Genomic DNA, 19592 nt, shown 5'->3' on the forward strand with positions numbered 1-19592 from the left:
AGACTAATGAGATACCAACTGGCAAGGTAAAATTTACCTGTAGGTCATGCCTGATAGTAAAGAGTTAAGAGTGAAGAGTTAGAAATAAAAATCATGACTCACAACTTATAACTCATAACTTTAGAGAGAGGAATGTACTGTGGAGCAAAAGATTAACTGCGCTGTAGCCTGTGTTAACGGGTGTGTTTTAGGGGATAAATGCCCCAATATCGAGTTTAGAGAGTCAGCCGCAAAATTTATTGAAGAGACTCCCTTAGACAAAATGCTGGAGTTGGCACAAGAACGTCTGCGGAAAAAAATGGCAGAACCGCCAAAATGGGTTTTTCCTGAAGATCCATAGCATTTAAGCCAACAGGCACAAGCAAGACAGCGGGGAAGTTAAATGGTATCTGGATCTATATTTAATTCTCGCAGTTTTGCTGCCAAGCGATCGCTGTGTTCCTTCTCGTGTTGTGCCACTTCTTCCGGTGTCGGAACCAGTTTTCTTTCAGGAGTTTAGGGTTAAAGCATTCTACAGCAACTAATTATTCATCACCGCATCCAAAAGTACATTGGCATCAAAGCGGACTACATCAGTGCAAGGTAGCCCTGTTTCTGCTATTGTTTGAGCGATGCTTTCTTGAGCCGCAGATTCATCTAAATGGGCTGTGTTCAGTGCTATACCCGCTACAGAAACACTTCCAAAAGCACCACCAGCATTAGCAACACTTTCATACATTCGAATCACCTCTGGTAAAGGTGGAATTATTACATGGGGATGATTGCGGACATGAACTTGTCCCGCCCGATGTACTAATATTAGTTGGGTTGGTTGCGAACCACGGATTAGGGGTAGAGTTGCTGTTGAACCAGGGTGTAGCAGCGAACCTTGTCCTTCAATATGCAAGATGTCGTAGTTTTTGCCATAGCGCATAACAATCTGTTCCACAGCACCAGCGGCAAAGTCTACCCGCACGGCATCTAAAGCCACACCGTCTCCTTCTAACATCACCCCAGTTTGCCCCGTGGCGAGGAATTTAGAACGCCAGCCCCGCAGTTTTGACGCCCAATGTAACTCTAGACTAGTTGACATTTTACCAATCGCCATGTCGGTTCCCACTGTCAACACCCGCCGACACGGAAGGGTACGTGCCATTCCACTAGCAACGCTGATATTAGATGGTTCTTTTCGGACATCCCAAATTAGTTGCCCTGGTTTGAGCAGTGCATTTAATTCTGGGATACTTGCCATTGGTGTATGTAAACCATTCACTAAAGACATTCCCGCTTCTAAAGCATCTTTGATTTCCAGCCAGTAATCATCTGGTACAGCACCACCACCAGGGGCAATACCAATTACTAAAACTTCTGGTTTGTACTCTAGGGCTGCGGCTACCGATGCCACAATCGGCACATCACGCTTGATGCCTGTTAATTCTGGTAGGGATTTACCAGCACACTCGCGATCGATTACGGCTACGATTGGGGCTTCACTGTAACGTAAAATTGCTAGCCCTGTTTTACCCTGAGTCCCAGTAGTTCCTTCATGTAGCAAGATAGCTACTCGTTGATTAAGTGGTAGACGCACTGTGTTGTACTCCCAAGCCTGGTAAATCGTTTGGCAAAACTCTTCCTGCTTTTAGCAATGCACCCGTAAAAGGGTCATCAATTAAATTCAGGTGACTATCTAAATCTAAATAATCAGCTAGTGGTGCCAGCTGTAATGCTGCTGTATTAGCTAGCGAACTGTCAGAATAGCAACCGAACATTACTTGCAACCGATATGCTCGTGCTGTATGCACCATTCGCATTGCCTCTGTTAGTCCCCCTGATTTCATCAGTTTGATATTAATGCCATCCACGTAATTTGCCAAATCGGGAATATCAGCACTTGTGAAACAACTTTCATCGACAAAGATGGGGAGGGGAGAGTGTTGTTTGAGTTTTGCTAAACTTGGTTCTTCTCCCCGTGGCAATGGCTGTTCTACATACTTTATACCTAAATCTGCTAGCCAATTGCACATAGCGATCGCATCTTCTAAACTCCAACCGCCGTTGGCATCAACGAAAAATTCTAGTTCAGGTGCTTCTTCTCGCACCGATAAGAGCATTTTTTGATCGGCATCTATGCCATCTGGATTACCTAGCTTCACCTTGAAAAGACGGACATCGGTAAATTTTAACCAGTCTCGCGCTCTCGCCCTAGCGCCTTCAGGCGAATTAATCCCAATTGTGACAGAAGTCGGGACTATTTGATTGCGATCGAGTCCCCAAAGTTGCCACAAAGGTAAACCTACGCGCTTACCCAACCAGTCGTGCATTGCCATATCCAACGCAACTCTTGCAGCAGAAGGAACTTGGTTTTGTGTTAAAACTTGCTCAATTTCCTGACGTTGTAAGGGGCTGAATGTTTGCAACAGCGGCACAACTTGCTCTAGAGCATCTTTGATTGCATCAGTTGATTGCCGATGATTACCCACACCAAATGGCGATGCTTCCCCCCAGCCTTCGATATCATCCTGTGAAATCCTCACCCATACATTCGTTGTCTGTGCCGTTGTACCTCGACTAATAGTCAACGGAAATCTTTTGTTTACTGTAAATAAATTTACATTTATTTGCATACTTATTTTACATATTATGTTATTGCAAAAGCCAGTGTAAGTTCAAAATTTAAATTATCGGATACATCTGTTATACTTTTTTACATTCATTGCAAACTTTTTATATATACATTTTATTTTTACTTAGTTTATGAACAACTTAAAAAAATGGAATATTTTAAAATCAAAAATGGTTTTAGATAACCCTTGGTGTCAGGTAAGGCAAGATGAAATAGAATTACCGAATGGTAAAATTATAGATGATTATTTTGTCAGTATTAAGCCTGACGTTGCAATGATTTTACCTATTACTAGTAATAAAGAAATTATTTTTGTCCGGCAATATAGACACGCCGTAGGTGAATTTTTCTTGGAACTGCCAGCAGGTAATTTCGATCCCACAAAAGAGAGTGCCGAAGTAGCAGCAATTAGAGAACTGAGAGAAGAGACTGGTTATATTCCCCAAGAATTTAAAAAAATTGGAACTCTATACGATAAGCCGAGTAAAGATACTAATCAAATACATTTATTTTTAGCAGAAAATGTGACCAAAGTTGGAGAGCAGCAACTAGATATTACAGAAGAGATTGAAGTTATATTAATTCCTGTAGAATCAGTTTTAGATAAAATTATTCAGGGAGAAATTTCTGTTGCCGGAACTGTAGCGGCTCTCTTCTTAGGTTTAAATTTTATTAATTATTAATAATCATTAAACCTCTCTTCTGTTTAAAAAAATACTTTATACGAATTGTATCGTGAAGCTTTTACAGCAACTTTTTTTGGATGTTTGAGCATAGAATAATATTAATAAAGTTTCCATAGCGGCATCTCTGCGCTGCGAGCAAATAGATTGGAATGGTGGTACAATTTACGTGAGGCGAGTCAAAAAACGTACGCCCTCGGTTCAACCATTTTCAGGTTTGGAGATTCGCTCTCTCCGTCATCTGCAACGAGATTATCCTGCTAGTCCCTATATTTTCCAGTCTTCTCGACTTGGCCCGTTGGCACATGATACGATCGTCGGCATTGTTGAGCGGGCTGGTGAATCAGCTGGTTTGTCTTTCCCTATTCATGCTCATATGCTGCGGTATGGAACAGGTTATTATCTGGCTAATCGAAGTATTAATACCCGAACAATTCAGAGTTATTTGGGGCATAAAAATATTCCGCATACTGTTCGTTACACCGAACTTGCATCTACCAAGTTTCAAGGTCTTTGGGATGATTGATGTTTAAGTCCTCTGCTTAATTGTTGCCCATCTCCCCCGAAAAAAATCGCTCTCTATCGGTATCGCTTTTAGGATTTATCCTCTATACCTGATATTTACTTAATATTTACTTGATATTTACTTGATAGTTGATTGTTGATAAATAAGCCTATTAATTTATATAGAAAATTCTTGAAATTGGAGATTTATTAAATTTACTGTATTTTAATTCAGTAGCAGAGGGAATCATCATGCACAACCACATCTCGCGCCGTGCGTTCTTCATCGGCGCTGTGAGAGCGGGAGTTACCGGACTCGCCACCACGTCCCTCTCAAGAACTGGACTTCTCGGCAGCATCGCCGTCGCACAAAGCCAACCTCGGCTGCGGCTCAACCTGCCGACCTACCCATTCTTCGACAACCTTCGGACTGTCATGACCGAAGATATAGACCTCCTCGACCGACTCGTGAGCGCCTACGCACGCACAACCCCGTCTGGGGGTCACGATCCGATCGACTTTCTCTCACGCTACGTCCCGGTGTACGTGTTCGAGCGCACACTCCGACCGTCCGAACCTGGCGACCCGTCGCTCCCGACGTTGCTGTGGCTGATGCACCTCGCCGGGTATTTTGGCGGCGTGTGGTTGCGCGACGCTTTCATCCGCTTTCCGGTGCCGGGTTCGCCGAACCCACGTCCCGGATTTTTGCCGACTGCGAATAGCTTTGACGCGATTGTGACGCGCATTAACGCCGCACTCACAGCATTCAACGGCAACGATGCCGGAGCGATCGCTTACGCTGAGGGGAGTCTTCGGGGCGCNGCAGCCCAGGGACTCACTGACAGCTACGGGTACAACGCGGGCTACCTCGACCAGATTCTCACCGGTTCAAAGCCGACGAACGCAATGGCTCCTGTAGGCTACTTCATCTACAACCCAACTTTACTCTTCAATAGTACCTATGCTGTCGAGGAGATCCGCCCGCTCGACAACTGGCGGCGACACGTCGAGCAAGCCGTAAGTCGGCCGGGCAGTCGCTATGCTGAGATTGTCAACGGTGCAGGTGGTGCCGACTCACTCCTGGCGATCCAGTCGGCTGGGGTTGCACGGGGCAAGGCAACATGGCAGCCCCAGAACGTGTTCCTCGCGATCGCAAACTACGACCAGCCCACCTACGACCTACTCCTCGTGACCAGCGCGTACTTCTTGCAGTGCATACAGGCTACTGGGCTGGCGGCGCTTGCAGCGTCGGCAGTTGGGAACGCAGACTGGGCGCGGGCCGCCGTGCGATCAAACGCGATGATCGTGCCGTATGGAGGCAGCTACAGCGTTGGTCTCTTTGACAACACTGGTCAGCTGCCGACCTTCACGATGGTCTGACGGTTGACTGGTCGCCGTGGGCTGCGGACTTTGAGGTTCGTCAGCATCCATCACGCTTGGGGGTGGGGGGTAAGATCGCTCCTTTTTACTCTAAGAACCTATCCCACTATTGTAAAAATCCCTAGTTCTTTTCGTAAAATGTGCTTGAAAACCTTGATTTTTCGTTTTCAGTTCTCAATAAGCTTAAGCTTTGTAGCACAGATATTATTAGTGGGATAGGTTCAAGAATGTTGTGGGGGCGATGCCTGCTATTAGATGCGTTCGCCCTACCACGCCACCTAATTTTTTAGTTTTTTATCTTGCCCATTGCTGCAAAATATAACCATAAAAAGCCTCTTTATCTACCTGATCCATTGCATAAATTTTACGACCGCCAGTAACTACTTTAGTACGCCCCTGACTAAGACCAGTGGTGATAATTTCTGTTTCCCATTCGCGCAGTTGATAAAATTCTGGATGTCCCAAATAAGCCGTTGCCAACACATCCCAAAAATAATAATCTTGGGGGATAACTAGTGCATAACATTGTCCGGCTAAATCAGAGATGGGATAGTGGCGTTGTCGTCCCATTTTGTATACTAACTCCGACGTGACTGGGACATTATTAGTTAAATCCAAAGGACACATAATAATTTCGATTTGGGTTTGCCATACCCGCGCGGCTGAAATCGCGTCCCAATAAACATTCCATTCAGCAGAACCATCTTGTCCAGGTTCTAAACTTTTTTCTACATTGCCACCAACATTCAACGCACCCCCCATCCACACAATCTTGTGAATCTTGGCTTCAATTTCTGGTGCTTTGTCTAAAGCTGCGGCTACCGTTGTCAACGGCCCAGTTACCATCAACGTTACGGGGTCTGATGCGTCCCGCAACACCTGTATCATGAAATCTTGACCTGTTTCGGCAAGCAGAGGCGTGGTGATGGTTTTGCTTTGATTGAGAATGGGGAGATGGTCAACGATAAACGAATCACGGCGATAGAGAGTAGGAAATGGATTGATACCGCGCACAGTGCTTTCTGCTACCGGGATATGAGAAAATCCCATCAAATCTATAATTTTACGTGTGGCACTAACAGCTAGTTGAACGTAGCAATCTGCTGGAGTGACGACAACACCAAGGAGTTCAATACTATCCATCGTTAACAGCAGCATAGTTGCTAAATAATCATCTACACCGCCATCGTGATCCATTAATACAAGTTGTTTTGTCATAAAGGAGAATTATATGGATGAGTTTATGGAAGCTGCAATTCAAGAAGCAAAACAAGGCAGACAAGAAGGGGGAATTCCTATTGGTTCGGTTCTCGTCAAGGATGGTAAAATTCTCGGCAGAGGACACAATAAACGTGTACAAGACGGCGATCCTGTTACCCACGCCGAAATTGATTGTCTCCGCAATGCTGGAAGAGTTGGCAGCTATAGAGGTACAACACTCTATTCAACTTTAATGCCATGTTACCTGTGCGCTGGGGCAGTAGTACAATTTGGCATTAAAAAAGTCATCGCTGGAGAATCCAAAACTTTTCCTGGTGCTAAAGAATTTATGGTATCTCATGGCGTGGACGTAATTGATCTTAATCTTGATGAGTGCGAACAAATGATGAGTGAGTTTATTGAAACTAACCCCGAACTTTGGAATGAAGATATTGGTAAATAGTCATTGGTCATTTGTCATTTGTCATTAATTATCCTCCCCTGCTCCCCACTATCCACCTTTTAAGGATAGGTATTTTAAAATCAGCTAGTAGATAGAGTAATGTGATGACTGGAAAAGCCACTGCGTTGCAACAAAAGAGCAGCTTTAATTGGGTCTGGTTAGCAATCAAGAAGTGAAATCTGGAGAGGATGGTTTAGTAGCTGACTTGCCAAACTATACAGCTAAGATATTTGTTTCAAATTTCCAGTAACGTAGTCTGTGGATCGTAGGTGTCAAAAGGTTGCAAATACATTGTCCCAAGCAGTGCGATCGCTCGTTAAACAAACTGCTTGCGTCGCAACGCAGTAATAAGAGTAGTTGTGGGATCAACAGCAAATAAAATAACATCATGTCCGATCGGATAAGCCCAAAACCCAGATTGTAGAGACGCGATTTATCGCGTCTTGAAAGACCAATCATCTACACCAATAACCTTTAACCCAAGCGTATTGTGACATAACACCATCTGCGAACAAGGCGTTGGGCAGTAATTAACAGGAGGCTTTATGATATTTGTTGACAATTTGCGCTTCCCTTTGACGCTTTTCACAGCACTAGGCTGCGGATTGGTGGCTGGCGTCTTCTTTGCCTTCTCGACTTTCGTGATGAATGCCCTTGCACGACTCCAGCCAAAGGAGGGTATTGCCGCCATGCAATCCATCAATATCACTGCGATCAATCCGTTATTCATGTTGGCACTCTTCGGGACGGCTGTGGCTTGCATTTTTCTAGCGGTTTCTTCGGTGTTAAAGTGGCATCAACCTGGCGCTGCCTATCTGCTTATCGGTAGCTTGCTCTATCTTATTGGCACCGTTCTAGTGACGATCGCGTTCAATGTGCCGCTGAATGATGCCTTAGCGATCGCCAAACCGGATAGCACTGAAGGCACGAACCTATGGGCTAGATATCTTACCAATTGGACGTTCTGGAACCACGTTCGGACAATAGCGGCACTGGCGGCAGCACTTGTACTCGGACTGTGCGATCGCACGTGAAATAGGATAATACCCTGTAATCGGCAAAATGAAGCTATATGAGTATTCAAGCAGCATACGATAATTGGTCAGCCACATACGATGCTGACAAAAATCTGACGCGCGATCTCGATCAAACTGTCACCAGAGAAACCTTGATGGGTTTGAGGTGTAAATCAGTCGTAGAAATTGGCTGTGGCACAGGTAAAAATACACTTTTACTTTCACAAATTGCTCTGAAAGTTTGTGCGATCGATTTTTCAGCACAGATGATCGAAAAGGCGAAAGAGAAAGTGAGGGCTACTAATGTGGTATTTCTTACAGAAGACATTACTAAGCAATGGACTTGTCAAAATGAGTCTGCCGATTTGGTCACTTGTAATCTTGTTTTAGAACATATCGAAGACCTCAGCTTGATATTTTCAGAAGCATTTCGTGTATTAGTCAAAGGAGGATATTTTTTTATCTGTGAGCTTCATCCATTTAAGCAATATAAAGGTACAAAAGCTAATTTCCAAAGACAGCAAGAGATCATTGAAATTCCGGCATTTGTGCATCATTTATCAGATTTTTTTAACGCAGCGAAAGTTCATGGCTTCTTACTTGAAGATTTCAAAGAATGGTGGCATGAAGAAGATAAAAATAAACCACCAAGGCTAGTATCAATCTTGTTTAGAAAGTGAAGAAAATTTTGGGGTATTGGAATTTAGAGCAGTTGCAGAGATACTTGCAAGAGTGATGGAAGATGGGCGATTAATTATGGAATTTCCAAAACAGATAGAGAAAATTTCTGTCAGCGCTGACAATTGTTTAACATCAGAATTCTCGAAAAAGATTCATCACTCATTAACACAGCGAGATGCTCAGTTTATTGAATCATTGATGCCTGTATGGGAATGGTTTTACCGTTATTACTTTCAAGTAAAAACTGATGGATGGCATCACATACCAACAACAGGGAAAGTGCTACTGGTTGGATCTCATAATGGGGGAATGGCGTCTCCAGATTTAATCATGATGATGTACGATTGGTTTTCGAGATTTGGAACCGAGCGTTTGGTGTATGGTCTAATGCACCCTTCCGCTTGGAAAGTGAGTCCAGAAATAGCAGGATTAGCCCAGAAATTCGGAGCAATTGTTGCACATCCCAAAATGGCTAGCGCGGCTTTCGATCGGGGTGCTAGCGTTCTGGTATATCCTGGAGGACAATATGATATGTTTCGTCCTTATAGCCAACGTTATAAAATTCATTTTGCTGGTCATCAGGGCTTTATCAAGCTAGCTTTAAAACAAGAAGTTCCGATTATTCCTGTAATCTCGGTAGGCGCTCATGATAGCTTGATAGTTTTATGCGATTGCTATGATTTCGTTAAACAATTGCATCAGTGGGGATTGCCGTGGTTATATCAAATTGACCCTGGAGTTTTCCCAATTTACTTAGGTTTGCCTTGGGGCTTGTCTATTGGCCCTCTGCCTAATATTCCTCTACCTGTGCAGATTCACACTCGTGTCTGTCATCCAATTACTTTTGAAAGATATGGTCGAGATGCAGCTAGAGATCGTAACTATGTGAATACTTGTTATGAAATAGTCCAAAGTCAAATGCAGGAAGAGTTAAATAATTTGGTTAGAGATACTCAAAAATCTAACTAAAACACGAATATTAGTGACGAAGTGACGCCTCCCCCAGTATTTCCAAAAGCGATCGCTCCATAACTTCACTGACAAATTTATTACCTTGTAAGTTGAGGTGGATGTGATCGTGAAACAAACTTTGGGGGTTGGTAGTTGAATTGAAATTCGGTAAAAAGTCAATATAGTTAATTTGCTGTGCTTTGGTAAAATCACTCAAGCGCTGACGTGCTTTAATTTCGTAATCGCGGGGCCTNGGTTGACCAATTTCTCGTAGTAAAGGAGTCATCACCAGCAGAAATTTGCTATTGGATTGGCGAGTCAAGGCTTGAATTTTAGCGATCGCCTCCAGATTAATCCCCACGCGATCGCCTGATTCATTTTGGACGGCTTGCAGTTCAGGAATTGGCTTTTGCTTGACGATATAACGCTGCCATACTTCCACTAATGCCAGGGGAGGTTTACGATCTGGATAATTGCGATCGCGTCCTACTGGTAAAGAAGTGGGAGGAGTAGCAAACAAATCATCGGTATTAATTAATAACACCACTGCTTGCGCGTTAAAATTGCCAAACTTCTCTAAATAAGCTAATTCATTCCTTGGCCCCCAAGAGTTTGCTGAAGCATTTAGCACTTCTACTTCCTGATAATTACTATTAGTGGATGATGCTAGAGAACGCATCATCAAACTAGATATTGTATTAGTCTGATCTGTCCACCAACCACCATTAGCAATAGAATCACCTAAAAGTAGAATTCGCAGGCCAGTAGGTGCAGGTAGCTTTTTGATCGGACTACCTCGCATAGAATATTCATTAATTTCAATGCGATTCCCAAAACGACGGGTACGCTGGTTAGGAGCCAACAAATAACCAATCTGCTCATCGCCAATATAAATCAGGGGATTACCAAAACCAAACAGCGATCGCAATCCAATCTCGATTACCACAAACAATCCCACAACCACCGCTAAAATTACGCTCAGTGCTATTTTCACCTACTCACACCCTCTTATACTGAGTTGCTTTTCAATGATAGTAGGGGATTGGGCGTTAGGAGTGCTGAGTGCTGAGTTAGGAGTTAAGAGTTAGGAGTTTTGTTTATCTCCTTGTCCCCCTTGCGCCCCAGCCCCCAGTCCTAAATTTTTAAAGTGAATTTAACGTCATCCGCAAAGAGAAGGACTACAATCAAAACGGACAAATATCTCATGCTCCAACAACAGAGGATTACAAAGCTGTGTCCGACTTAAATCGCGGAATTATGAAATTTAAGGGTGCAGATTCCCCAAAAGTAGTCACTATCTCTACCGTGTTGCTTCTGGGATCGATCGCTGCTCTCGTCATTTGGGCGCTGCAAGCTGCCTATGCGCTAAACTAAAACCATTAGTAGTCTAGAAGGACACTTGTCTTAAACGGTTTCCGTCTTAGCCAAGTGTCCATTTAGCAACTAGTCATTGAAGAAGAATACAGAATCCAGAATCCAGAATTCAGAATGTCTTTCCTTGGGGGATTCAAACCACTAGCTGATTGTATACTTCTAAATCTATAATTTGGATTGTTTTTAAACCCCCGTGTTTATGCCTTAGCCATCATTCTGAATTCTGACTCCTGACTCCTGAATTCTCTTTGAAAAAGCCCCCCTAATAACCATCAAAAATTTCAGAAAAACTTTAGATTTTAGATTTGAGGTTTTAGATGGAAAATTTAAATCTAAAATCCAAAATCCAGAATGTTTGAACCTTGGGGTATCTTAGTTATTTTAATTCTCTGCCCCCTTTTGGGCGGATTACCCCTGATTGCATGGATAACTTATGCCCTTAAACGGAAGCAGTTATCACAAGTTGGTACAGGAAATATTAGTGTATCAGCTGCCTTTTATCATGGCGGTAAAATTGTCGGAATTCTGGCAGTCTTGTCAGAAGCTTTTAAAGGAGTTGCGGCAGTCTTACTCAGCCGCATTTTCTTCCCAGATGGATCGTCTTGGGAATTACTTGCCCTAATCGCTCTGGTAATCGGTAGATACTGGATAGGCAGAGGAGCAGGTACGACAAATGTTGTCTGGGGATTTGTCGTACACGATCCACTTGTAGCGATATTTGTATCTTTCTTTGCAGGTATTGCTTTTACAATTCTGCAATCAAGAAAGTTAGTCAAATTTGGGGTTTTGCTACTTTTTCCATTGTTTGTGGCACTTCTGCACTTTAGCGATATTCCCAGAATATTTGCTGCTGTGGCCTTAGCTGGTTTAATGGGCTGGATTTACACCAAAATTCCTGATGATATGAAACTGCCAGCCCAAGAGGCACAAACAGAATCGCAAGCGATGTTGGAATTTTTACGCGGCGAGCGCACAATGGTTTCTCTAGATGAAGAGTTGAATGCTGCCATAGTCGGAGAAAAGGCAGCGACATTATCTCAAATTAAGCGCTGGGGCTATCCAGTGCCGAAGGGATGGGTACTAGCACCTATCGACAATCCAGAAGGGTTAACAGAATTTCTCCAGCCCTCAGAATTATCCCCCTTGGTGGTGCGTTCCTCCGCTATTGGAGAAGACTCAGAACAAGCTTCTGCTGCTGGACAGTATGAAACAGTTGTAAATGTTACTAGCCAAGAGGCATTAAAAGAAGCGATCGCTCAAGTTCAAGCTTCCTACAATCATCCCTCAGCTATCCAATATCGGCGCGATCGCGGCTTAAATGATACAGCAATGGCTGTGTTGATTCAACAACAAGTCCAGAGTGTATATTCTGGTGTTGCTTTCAGCCGCGATCCCATTACCCAGCAAGGCGATGCAATCATTATTGAAGCCCTTCCAGGCAGTGCAACGCAAGTCGTTTCGGGAAAAATCACACCAGAACAATATCGCGCTTTTGTCGTTGAAACAGAAAATTCCTACTCTGTACAATTAGAGGGTCAAGGACGAGTCCCACAATCATTAATTAAGCAAGTTGCTTACCTTACTTACCGACTCGAAAAACGTTATCATGGCACTCCTCAAGATATCGAGTGGAGTTATGATGGGCAAACGCTTTGGGTGCTGCAATCTCGACCGATCACCACTCTGTTACCCATGTGGACACGCAAAATCGCTGCTGAAGTGATTCCCGGAGTAATTCACCCCTTAACATGGTCAATTAATCGTCCCTTAACTTGTGGAGTTTGGGGAGAATTTTTTACTTTAGTTTTAGGCGATCGCGCTTTGGGGTTAGATTTTGCCAAAACAGCAACTCTGCACTATTCCAGAGCTTACTTTAATGCGTCCCTCTTAGGAGATATTTTTCTCCGCATGGGACTACCACCGGAAAGTCTGGAATTTTTAACCAGAGGAGCTAAATTAAGTAAACCCTCCTTGCAGTCAACTTGGGAAAATTTGCCAGGACTAGGAAAGTTGCTGAAGCGGGAATTAAGTTTAGAAAAGGACTTTAAGGAAGATTATCACAACCGATTCATTCCTGGGTTGTCGCAGTTGGCGCAGGAAGATATAGATAGCTTGGAACCACCTAGCTTGTTGGCAAGAATTGATTTTATTCTGGAGTTGCTGCGTCATGGAACGTATTACAGCATTTTAGCTCCCTTGAGTGCTGCCCTGAGACAGGCTATTTTTCGGGTAAAGGATAAGCAAATCGATCATAGCGTTACCCCAGAGGTAGCGGCATTGCGATCGCTCAGTGCGATCGCTACAGATGCCAAGCAGGTATTGCTGGAGTTTGAGCCACAGCAAGTATTTGAACAATTAAAACAAACCCCCGAAGGAGAGAAAATCCTCCAAGCATTTAACGAATTGCTGCAAGATTACGGCTACTTAAGCGAAGTAGGAACCGATATCTCCGTTCCCACTTGGCGGGAAAATCCCCAGATGATTCAGCAGATGTTTGTGCAGTTAATGCAGGGGAACGAACCACAATCAGGTGCTAAAGACGCGATTAATAGTATCTTTGCTGGTAAGCGCAAACGCTCTTTTGTGCAACGGCGCGTAGATATCAAAGGACGAGTCACCGAAGTTTATTCCCGACTTTTAGCTGAATTGCGTTGGAGTTTTGTGGCTTTAGAGAAGATTTGGTTAGAGTCTGGTTTACTCAGGCAAACAGGCGATATCTTTTTTCTCAACTTTGATGAAGTGCGGCGTCTAATTGGAGATGAAGATTCTAGCTTAATAGAGCAGTTAGATAAGTTAGTCGAATTTAGGCGATCGCAATTCCTGCAAGATAGCGAGATTATTCAAATACCTCTTTTAGTTTACGGCAATACACCTCCTCACCCCTTAGCTCCCTCTGAACTTTACTCTGACCAAATTTTACAAGGTATTGGAGCCAGTCATGGGCAAGCCGAAGGTAGGGTGAAAGTGTTGCGAAATTTACAAGACATTCCAGACATCGATCGAGATACTATTCTGGTAGTACCTTATACAGATTCCGGCTGGGCCCCATTGTTATTAAGGGCTGGAGGATTAATTGCCGAAGCTGGAGGAAGGCTTTCTCACGGTGCGATCGTTGCTCGTGAGTATGGAATTCCCGCAGTGATGGATGTTCGCGGTGCTACATGGATATTGCAAGATGGTCAACGAGTCAGGATTGATGGGTCTAGGGGTATTGTGGAATTATCTAATGATTTAAGACCCGAATGATTACCACTTCTTTGAAAGACTTGCCAGAAGAGTCGGTTTCTCACAATGCCGAAATCAAGAAAAAGGTGATGTTACGCTTCGGCGATTTACCTCACCTGACTAACTTTTCTCAAGCACGTTTTGCTCCTGGACAAACCGCACCAGCACACGCACATCAAGATATGTGCGAGGTATTTTTTGTAGAAGCTGGTTCAGGAGTAATTCACATTGATGGTACAGAATACCCTTTACTTCCGGGAAACTGTGTAGCCATCGAACCGGGAGAAGTACACGAAGTTGTCAATAGTGGCTCAACCGAACTTGTTTTGACATACTTTGGTTTGCGAGTCGAAAAATCAGCGTAATTATTTTGAATACAAGAGACAGTGAGGGCATAACCATGTTGTGTTGTGCCCTCATAAAAGTTTGCGGAATGTGGGTTATAAACCAATACAGTTCAGTTAAGCTTCTCTTGCTTCTCTTCCTTTGCGTCCTTTGCGGTTCGTTAAAAAAAGGTCTTAGCCTTAACCCAAGCGTATTGGGTTATAAACAAAGATAAATTTGCAAAATCCTAATATACCAAGGGTGTCGCCCCGCGCATCTGACGCAAAGAATTTATACAAGCAGCACAGTCGCAGCCAAATAAGTCGATTGCCACATTGCTTTCTTGTTCATTGAACTCCAGCATGGGAGCATCTTCTTGAGAAAACTCTATTTCACGTTGATAGTTAGGAATTTGAGCCAACACGGAAGCCCTGGCACATACTAAACCCACTTTATGTTTATTGCGTATACAAGATAGACGATCTGTGGTTTTGGTTCCTGGTTCTGGCTCCATAGCTTGTGCGTGATTGAGCATTACTCCCATAGAGAGAAGAGAGCTAATCAGCACAGGAGAAGAAAGCAAACTCAGTATGAATTTGTTCATTGGTTTTCTTGAAAAACAATCTCGATTGCTCAGATTATCCGATTAAATCTTACAGTGCAAGTAAATGTGTATCAGGAATAGCCCAAAATCCAGATGTAGAGACGCGANNNATCGCATCTTTGCGCTCTAAAATTTTCGGGGTTGCATATTTGCGGGATGATTTTACTATTTTTGTGGGGTGGGCATCTGCCTTAACTTGACACCAATGGCAAGATGCCCACCCCACAAGAGTTAATTGGATATTTTTTTATTTGGAAATCCCTTAGCCGAACATGATGTTACGCCACTTTCTCCCCTTTTCCACCAGGAGAGGCTAGCACCAAAGAAAAAGACTCGCGATGCTTGCTGCTATAAGCACCACAGTTGGTTTGATGGCGGGTTCTCCAAAAGAGTACAAGTCACAATAGTTTTATATTTGTTGCCTGACTCTGCCTTTCGTATTAAAATTTTGAAGTAATGCTTCATGGTGAATGCAGTCAAACGTTCAATTCGGATATTAAAGATGCGCCCCTGCATGTCTGATTTTCTATATCACCCTACAGAACTTATCTTATTCCATTTCCAACCCCTTTTTGCGGTGGATTGTACTTAGGGTATGTGGGGGCGGGCGATCGCTTAAGTGCGATCGCATCACTGGTTAACTATCTACTGGGTGCAAAGAGTTGACTCGTATGTCATCCTAGATTTATGAGAGTTAATTCAGTGATGTCTTTGGTTTTAGTATTGAAAGGCTTTTTCCTTTTAGTATTTACAGACTTCTGAGAGAAATTAAAATCTCTACACAGTGATGATTTTGGAGAGAATCGATGTCAATTTATGTAGGTAACCTCTCTTATGATGTTACACAAGAAGATTTAAGTGGTATTTTTGCAGAATATGGTACTGTAAAGCGCGTTCAAGTACCTACTGACCGTGAAACAGGTCGTCCGCGCGGCTTTGCTTTTGTGGAAATGGGAACTGAAGCTGAAGAAACTGCTGCCATTGAAGCTCTAGACGGTGCTGAGTGGATGGGTCGTGACCTAAAAGTGAATAAGGCTAAACCCAAGGAAGACAGAGGTGATAGAGGTTCCTTTGGTGGTGGTAACAGAGGAGGATACGGCAACCGCGGCGGTGGCGGTGGCGGTGGCGGACGATACTAACCTTGGAAACAAAAACTCACCAAGAGTCTTAAGGTCAGACAAACAAGAGTCTGTCTTTTTTTTGTAATGTTACCGCCTGCATAGCCATTAGACCTCTTGCAAAACTGCTTTTTGCAAGAGGTGGGAAAAGGGTAAAGGTTAAGGGGGAAGGGCAAAATACAGAACCTTTCCCTTTACCCCTTCCCTTTTCCCGACTTCTGCAAGAAGTCTATTGATGAAGTCAACTTAGTAGGAGAAATAATGACCCAAGTAATTGTAGGTGACAATGAACACATTGAGTCAGCCTTACGACGATTTAAACGAGAAGTTTCCAAGGCGGGAATTTTCCCAGACATGAGAAAGCATCGTCATTTTGAAACACCCTTAGAAAAACGCAAGCGCAAAGAAGTTGCCAAGCACAGACAAAGTAAGAGAAGTTTTCGTAACTAAGGGCTGAGATACAGCAGAATTTAGGAGTCAGAATTCAGAAGTAAAACAGGCTTTATATCTTGCTTTGACACGAATCGTTGTGTACTTCGTCTTCCTTGAATTCTGTTGTAAATATGAATTGAATGAATTCCCTCATAGATTCTATGAGGGTTTTTCTTTTGTCGATTTTAAAATCAGGAAACCTAAAGAAACGCTAAAATCAAGTCAGCCTTTGTATTGTAGCGGTTGTGTCCCACATCACTCAGAGTGCGGTTCACTGCATAAATCCTGATTGTCAACGTCCTTATCCTCAGCCTTGGGGAAACAAATTTTGCAACAGCTGTGGCGCACCGCTAGAGTTGTTAGACCGCTATGTTCCACTTCAGCCCTTGGGATCGGGAGGATTTGCTCAAATCTACACGGTTTGGGATGAAAAAACTCAAACCGAAAAAGTGCTGAAGGTGTTGGTAGAAGATTCACCAAAGGCACTGGAGTTATTTACCCAAGAAGCTGCGGTTTTATCTAGTTTGCACCATCCAGGTGTCCCCAGAGTCGATGCCGAAGGGTATTTTCAAATACAACTGTTTAACCCCAAACCGCACCAACTGCCTTGTCTGGTAATGGAAAAAATCAATGGACGAACTTTAGAGGAGATATTAAAAAAGTTTCCCCAAGGGTGTCCAGAGAGTTTGGTTTTAAATTGGTTTGCCCAAGCTGTGCAGATTTTACAAGAATTACACAAACGTCAGATTCTTCACCGGGATATCAAACCTTCTAATTTAATGCTGGGTACATCTTCGCCATCTGTAACCCCGTCTTCAGGGCAAGCAGAAGGCGATCGCTTGGTGTTAATTGATTTTGGCGGAGCGAAACAATTTAGCGCCTCTAAGCTGCGTTCTAAGTCTAGTTCCACACGATTATTTTCTTCTGGTTACAGTCCGCCAGAACAAGTGACTGGAGGTATTGTTGGGCCAAGTGCCGATTTTTATGCTCTTGGTCGAACGGCGATCGAACTACTAACAGGCAAATACCCCCTAGAGTTGGAAGATCAGCAAACGGGTAAATTGCGCTGGCGAACTATGGTGAATGTCAACCCGCAACTAGCAGATTTGCTGGATGAGATGGTGCAGGAAGATGTGCGATCGCGTCCGGCAAATGCAGCTATAATTCAAAAACGTTTGGCGAAGATTTCTCAACCATTACCGCCACCAGGGTTATTTGCCCAACTGCAAGACAAGATTAAGCTTGCCTCAATGCAAGTTTCCCAGAGATTTACACTGATAACACAAGCTATCGAACAAGTTTTAGCTAACTTTAGCCTAGCTGTTACCAAAACTGTTCTTTTTATCACTCAGACAATCGTCAAAATTTTCCGAGCTTGTTTGGCGACGATTTGGGCGATTGTACTGAGTACTATCGGCGCTTGTTTTGGTGCGATCGCAGGTTTTATTTTGGCCTATCGTACCAGCTTGGGGCTCATGTTGTGGAATTGATTGGGAATCAGCTAAATCAATTAGTACCAAATACTCAACCCGTCTTCGGGGCAGATATTTTGGTGTTCGTCGCCGCAGGCTGGGGAACCGCATGGGGACTGACAGTATCCGGGTGTTTTGGTCAACGGCGGCGGTTTTTAGTGGCTTCCCTGATGGGAATAATTAGCTATGGCTTCGGCTGGTTAATTTTGCAATTAATCACCCCAAAAGATAGCGGCGAGGGCTTAATGGCAGTGATTTTAGTGGCAGTTTGCCTACTCACCTTGAGTTTAGGACTTCGCAGCCATCATGTAGTGTACGCTGTGTTCGCAGCCTTTGGCAGTGCGATCGCCTATGCAGTTTTAATTCTTTTGAAGTTAGCACCTCCAATTTTCCAATTTACCAGTCAACCAGCTTGGTCAGAGTTATACTTGCCTCTGACTTTTTTTGGCTCTGTAGGCTTCTTTATCAGCTTCTGGTTAGGAGTGAGTTATTACCTAATTGTCCCTGGACTGCGCCTTTTAGGATGGCGATGAAGAAGGCAGGGGAGCAGGGGAGCAGGGGAGCAGTTGCAGAAATACCAATTGGAAAAAAGAATGCGACAAATGGATGTGTTGCAATCATTAACTGAATTAGTATAAGTTTTAGTTTTTCCCCTCTGCCCCTCTGCCCCTCTGCCTCTTGTACCCAATGCCCCATTCCCAATGCCTAAAAACAAGATCCCCCTAGTCGTATTTTTCGTCGAGCTAGGGGGATCACATATTTGGTAGTCTATAATTGGTTCGGTATAGTTCCTTACGATTTGATTCTATAGCCTATATTTCCGTTTGAGTAGTCTTACTATTAGAATTTATAGTATTTTTACAGCTTCTTAATCAATGCTTCATCCCTGTACTTCCTTAGAGAAGCAGTATATGTAAGGATGACAGTACGTGATGTTCGTAACTTGTCATTTTTGTAAATATCAGTAAAAAATATGAAACTTAAGATTGTTGCCACCGTCTCCCTGTTAGCTTGTTTAGGGTTTGCAGAGCAAGCTCTTGCGTTAAATCAGCTAGACTTGGATCAGTTGAAGGCAACAAGTGCCTGTCCTCGGTGTAATTTGAGTGGTGCTGACCTAAGTAAGCTGAATCTAAGTGGAGCAAATTTGCGAGGGGCTGACTTGAGCGGCGCTACATTATCTCAAGCTAATCTCACAAATGCCGATCTCACCTAGGTGCAAATTTAGAAGGTGCGGTTCTGAATTCGGCGAATCTCAATGGTGCTTCTTTAACAGGAGCAAATTTAAAATCAGCATCCCTGGAAAATGCAGATTTGTCTTTTGCTTAGCTTTATCAGTGCCAATTTAGAAGCAGCAAACTTAAAAGATGCCAAATTGCAATTTACTAATTTTCGGGGGGCTAACTACCGACTAACAACTTTAAATAATGGTGTTGTCACCTCCGACAAACCTTATGGTTGGTCGTTAGAGCGTCAAAATCCCAGAGAATGTAACGAATACAAACCCGAAAATACTCTAGGCACAACCTGCTACTCAAAATAAACTGGCGTATGGGGTACAAGGGG

Annotated in this window: 17 protein-coding genes and 3 pseudogenes; 14 read left to right on the forward strand and 6 right to left on the reverse strand. The window is 43.5% G+C overall.

The genetic code is table 11. The features are described from left to right. Nucleotides 1-139: 139 nt before the first annotated feature. Entirely contained in the window at nt 140-340 is a 201-nt protein-coding gene (locus QUD05_RS13795; RefSeq protein WP_099101515.1) for a hypothetical protein, read from the forward strand. Between the two features lie 38 nt (nt 341-378). Here QUD05_RS13795 and QUD05_RS13800 read toward each other — a convergent pair. The 3 genes and pseudogenes from QUD05_RS13800 to QUD05_RS13810 all read right to left on the reverse strand — a co-directional run. Next, nucleotides 379-495: pseudogene (locus QUD05_RS13800) on the reverse strand (Uma2 family endonuclease); the annotation flags it as partial. A 25-nt stretch (nt 496-520) separates the two neighbouring features. Then, on the reverse strand, nt 521-1567 hold the full coding sequence (locus QUD05_RS13805; RefSeq protein ID WP_289796561.1) for an N-acetyltransferase DgcN family protein: 1047 nt from the start codon (nt 1565-1567) through the stop codon (nt 521-523). Next, a complete protein-coding gene (locus QUD05_RS13810; protein WP_289796562.1) occupies nt 1551-2603 on the reverse strand; it encodes a dipeptide epimerase in 1053 nt (350 codons plus the stop codon). The genes QUD05_RS13805 and QUD05_RS13810 overlap by 17 nt, the downstream gene beginning before the upstream one ends. A 130-nt stretch (nt 2604-2733) precedes the next feature. Here QUD05_RS13810 and QUD05_RS13815 point away from each other — a divergent pair, with 130 nt between their 5' ends. Continuing rightward, nucleotides 2734-3285, forward strand: coding sequence for an NUDIX hydrolase (locus QUD05_RS13815; protein WP_289796563.1), 552 nt, complete (start codon nt 2734-2736; stop codon nt 3283-3285). Between the two features lie 127 nt (nt 3286-3412). Then, entirely contained in the window at nt 3413-3811 is a 399-nt protein-coding gene (locus QUD05_RS13820) for a tyrosine-type recombinase/integrase (RefSeq protein ID WP_289799962.1), read from the forward strand. 1652 nt (nt 3812-5463) lie between these two features. Here the strand turns inward: QUD05_RS13820 and QUD05_RS13825 are convergent. After that, nucleotides 5464-6387: a nucleoside hydrolase gene (locus tag QUD05_RS13825; protein ID WP_289796564.1), complete on the reverse strand. Its 924-nt coding sequence runs from the start codon at nt 6385-6387 to the stop codon at nt 5464-5466. 13 nt (nt 6388-6400) lie between these two features. Between QUD05_RS13825 and QUD05_RS13830 the strand changes: the two genes are divergently transcribed. The 4 genes from QUD05_RS13830 (at nt 6401) to QUD05_RS13845 (ending at nt 9498) form a co-directional block, all read left to right on the forward strand. Beyond that, nucleotides 6401-6832 carry a nucleoside deaminase gene (locus QUD05_RS13830; protein WP_289796565.1) on the forward strand — a complete coding sequence of 144 codons (432 nt, stop codon included), beginning with the start codon at nt 6401-6403 and terminating at the stop codon, nt 6830-6832. Between the two features lie 728 nt (nt 6833-7560). After that, nucleotides 7561-7866, forward strand: coding sequence for an anthrone oxygenase family protein (locus tag QUD05_RS34040; protein WP_354666132.1), 306 nt, complete (start codon nt 7561-7563; stop codon nt 7864-7866). Between the two features lie 38 nt (nt 7867-7904). Beyond that, nucleotides 7905-8528 (forward strand): class I SAM-dependent methyltransferase, encoded by a 624-nt coding sequence (locus QUD05_RS13840; RefSeq protein ID WP_289796567.1) that lies wholly within the window; start codon nt 7905-7907, stop codon nt 8526-8528. Nucleotides 8529-8604: 76 nt separating this feature from the next. Then, entirely contained in the window at nt 8605-9498 is an 894-nt protein-coding gene (locus QUD05_RS13845; RefSeq protein WP_289796568.1) for a lysophospholipid acyltransferase family protein, read from the forward strand. Between the two features lie 10 nt (nt 9499-9508). On the opposite strand, the gene QUD05_RS13850 is transcribed toward QUD05_RS13845, so the two are convergent. After that, complete coding sequence (locus tag QUD05_RS13850) at nt 9509-10474, reverse strand: SGNH/GDSL hydrolase family protein (RefSeq protein ID WP_289796569.1); 966 nt, start codon at nt 10472-10474, stop codon at nt 9509-9511. 239 nt (nt 10475-10713) lie between these two features. Between QUD05_RS13850 and QUD05_RS13855 the strand changes: the two genes are divergently transcribed. The 3 genes from QUD05_RS13855 (at nt 10714) to QUD05_RS13865 (ending at nt 14444) form a co-directional block, all read left to right on the forward strand. Next, nucleotides 10714-10854, forward strand: coding sequence for a hypothetical protein (locus tag QUD05_RS13855; RefSeq protein WP_190240958.1), 141 nt, complete (start codon nt 10714-10716; stop codon nt 10852-10854). Nucleotides 10855-11205: 351 nt separating this feature from the next. Then, a complete protein-coding gene (locus tag QUD05_RS13860) occupies nt 11206-14100 on the forward strand; it encodes a glycerol-3-phosphate acyltransferase (RefSeq protein ID WP_289796571.1) in 2895 nt (964 codons plus the stop codon). Beyond that, a complete protein-coding gene (locus QUD05_RS13865; protein ID WP_099103194.1) occupies nt 14097-14444 on the forward strand; it encodes a cupin domain-containing protein in 348 nt (115 codons plus the stop codon). Before QUD05_RS13860 ends, QUD05_RS13865 begins: the two co-directional genes overlap by 4 nt. A gap of 206 nt (nt 14445-14650) precedes the next feature. On the opposite strand, the gene QUD05_RS13870 is transcribed toward QUD05_RS13865, so the two are convergent. Further along, nucleotides 14651-15007, reverse strand: a complete 357-nt coding sequence (locus tag QUD05_RS13870) for a hypothetical protein (protein ID WP_289796572.1) — start codon at nt 15005-15007, stop codon at nt 14651-14653. Nucleotides 15008-15813: 806 nt separating this feature from the next. On the opposite strand from QUD05_RS13870, the gene rbp reads away from it, so the two are divergent. The 4 genes and pseudogenes from rbp to QUD05_RS13890 all read left to right on the forward strand — a co-directional run bounded on the left by rbp (nt 15814) and on the right by QUD05_RS13890 (nt 19569). After that, nucleotides 15814-16146, forward strand: a complete 333-nt coding sequence (gene rbp / locus QUD05_RS13875) for an RNA-binding regulator (protein ID WP_094351322.1) — start codon at nt 15814-15816, stop codon at nt 16144-16146. Nucleotides 16147-16386: 240 nt separating this feature from the next. After that, nucleotides 16387-16575, forward strand: coding sequence for a 30S ribosomal protein S21 (rpsU, locus tag QUD05_RS13880; protein WP_012407716.1), 189 nt, complete (start codon nt 16387-16389; stop codon nt 16573-16575). A gap of 227 nt (nt 16576-16802) precedes the next feature. Beyond that, nucleotides 16803-18562, forward strand: a pseudogene (locus QUD05_RS13885) (serine/threonine protein kinase). A 440-nt stretch (nt 18563-19002) separates the two neighbouring features. Then, a pseudogene (locus tag QUD05_RS13890) lies at nt 19003-19569 on the forward strand (pentapeptide repeat-containing protein). Nucleotides 19570-19592: the final 23 nt, after the last annotated feature.

The organism is Nostoc sp. GT001, from assembly GCF_030382115.1.
GTDB lineage: Bacteria > Cyanobacteriota > Cyanobacteriia > Cyanobacteriales > Nostocaceae > Nostoc.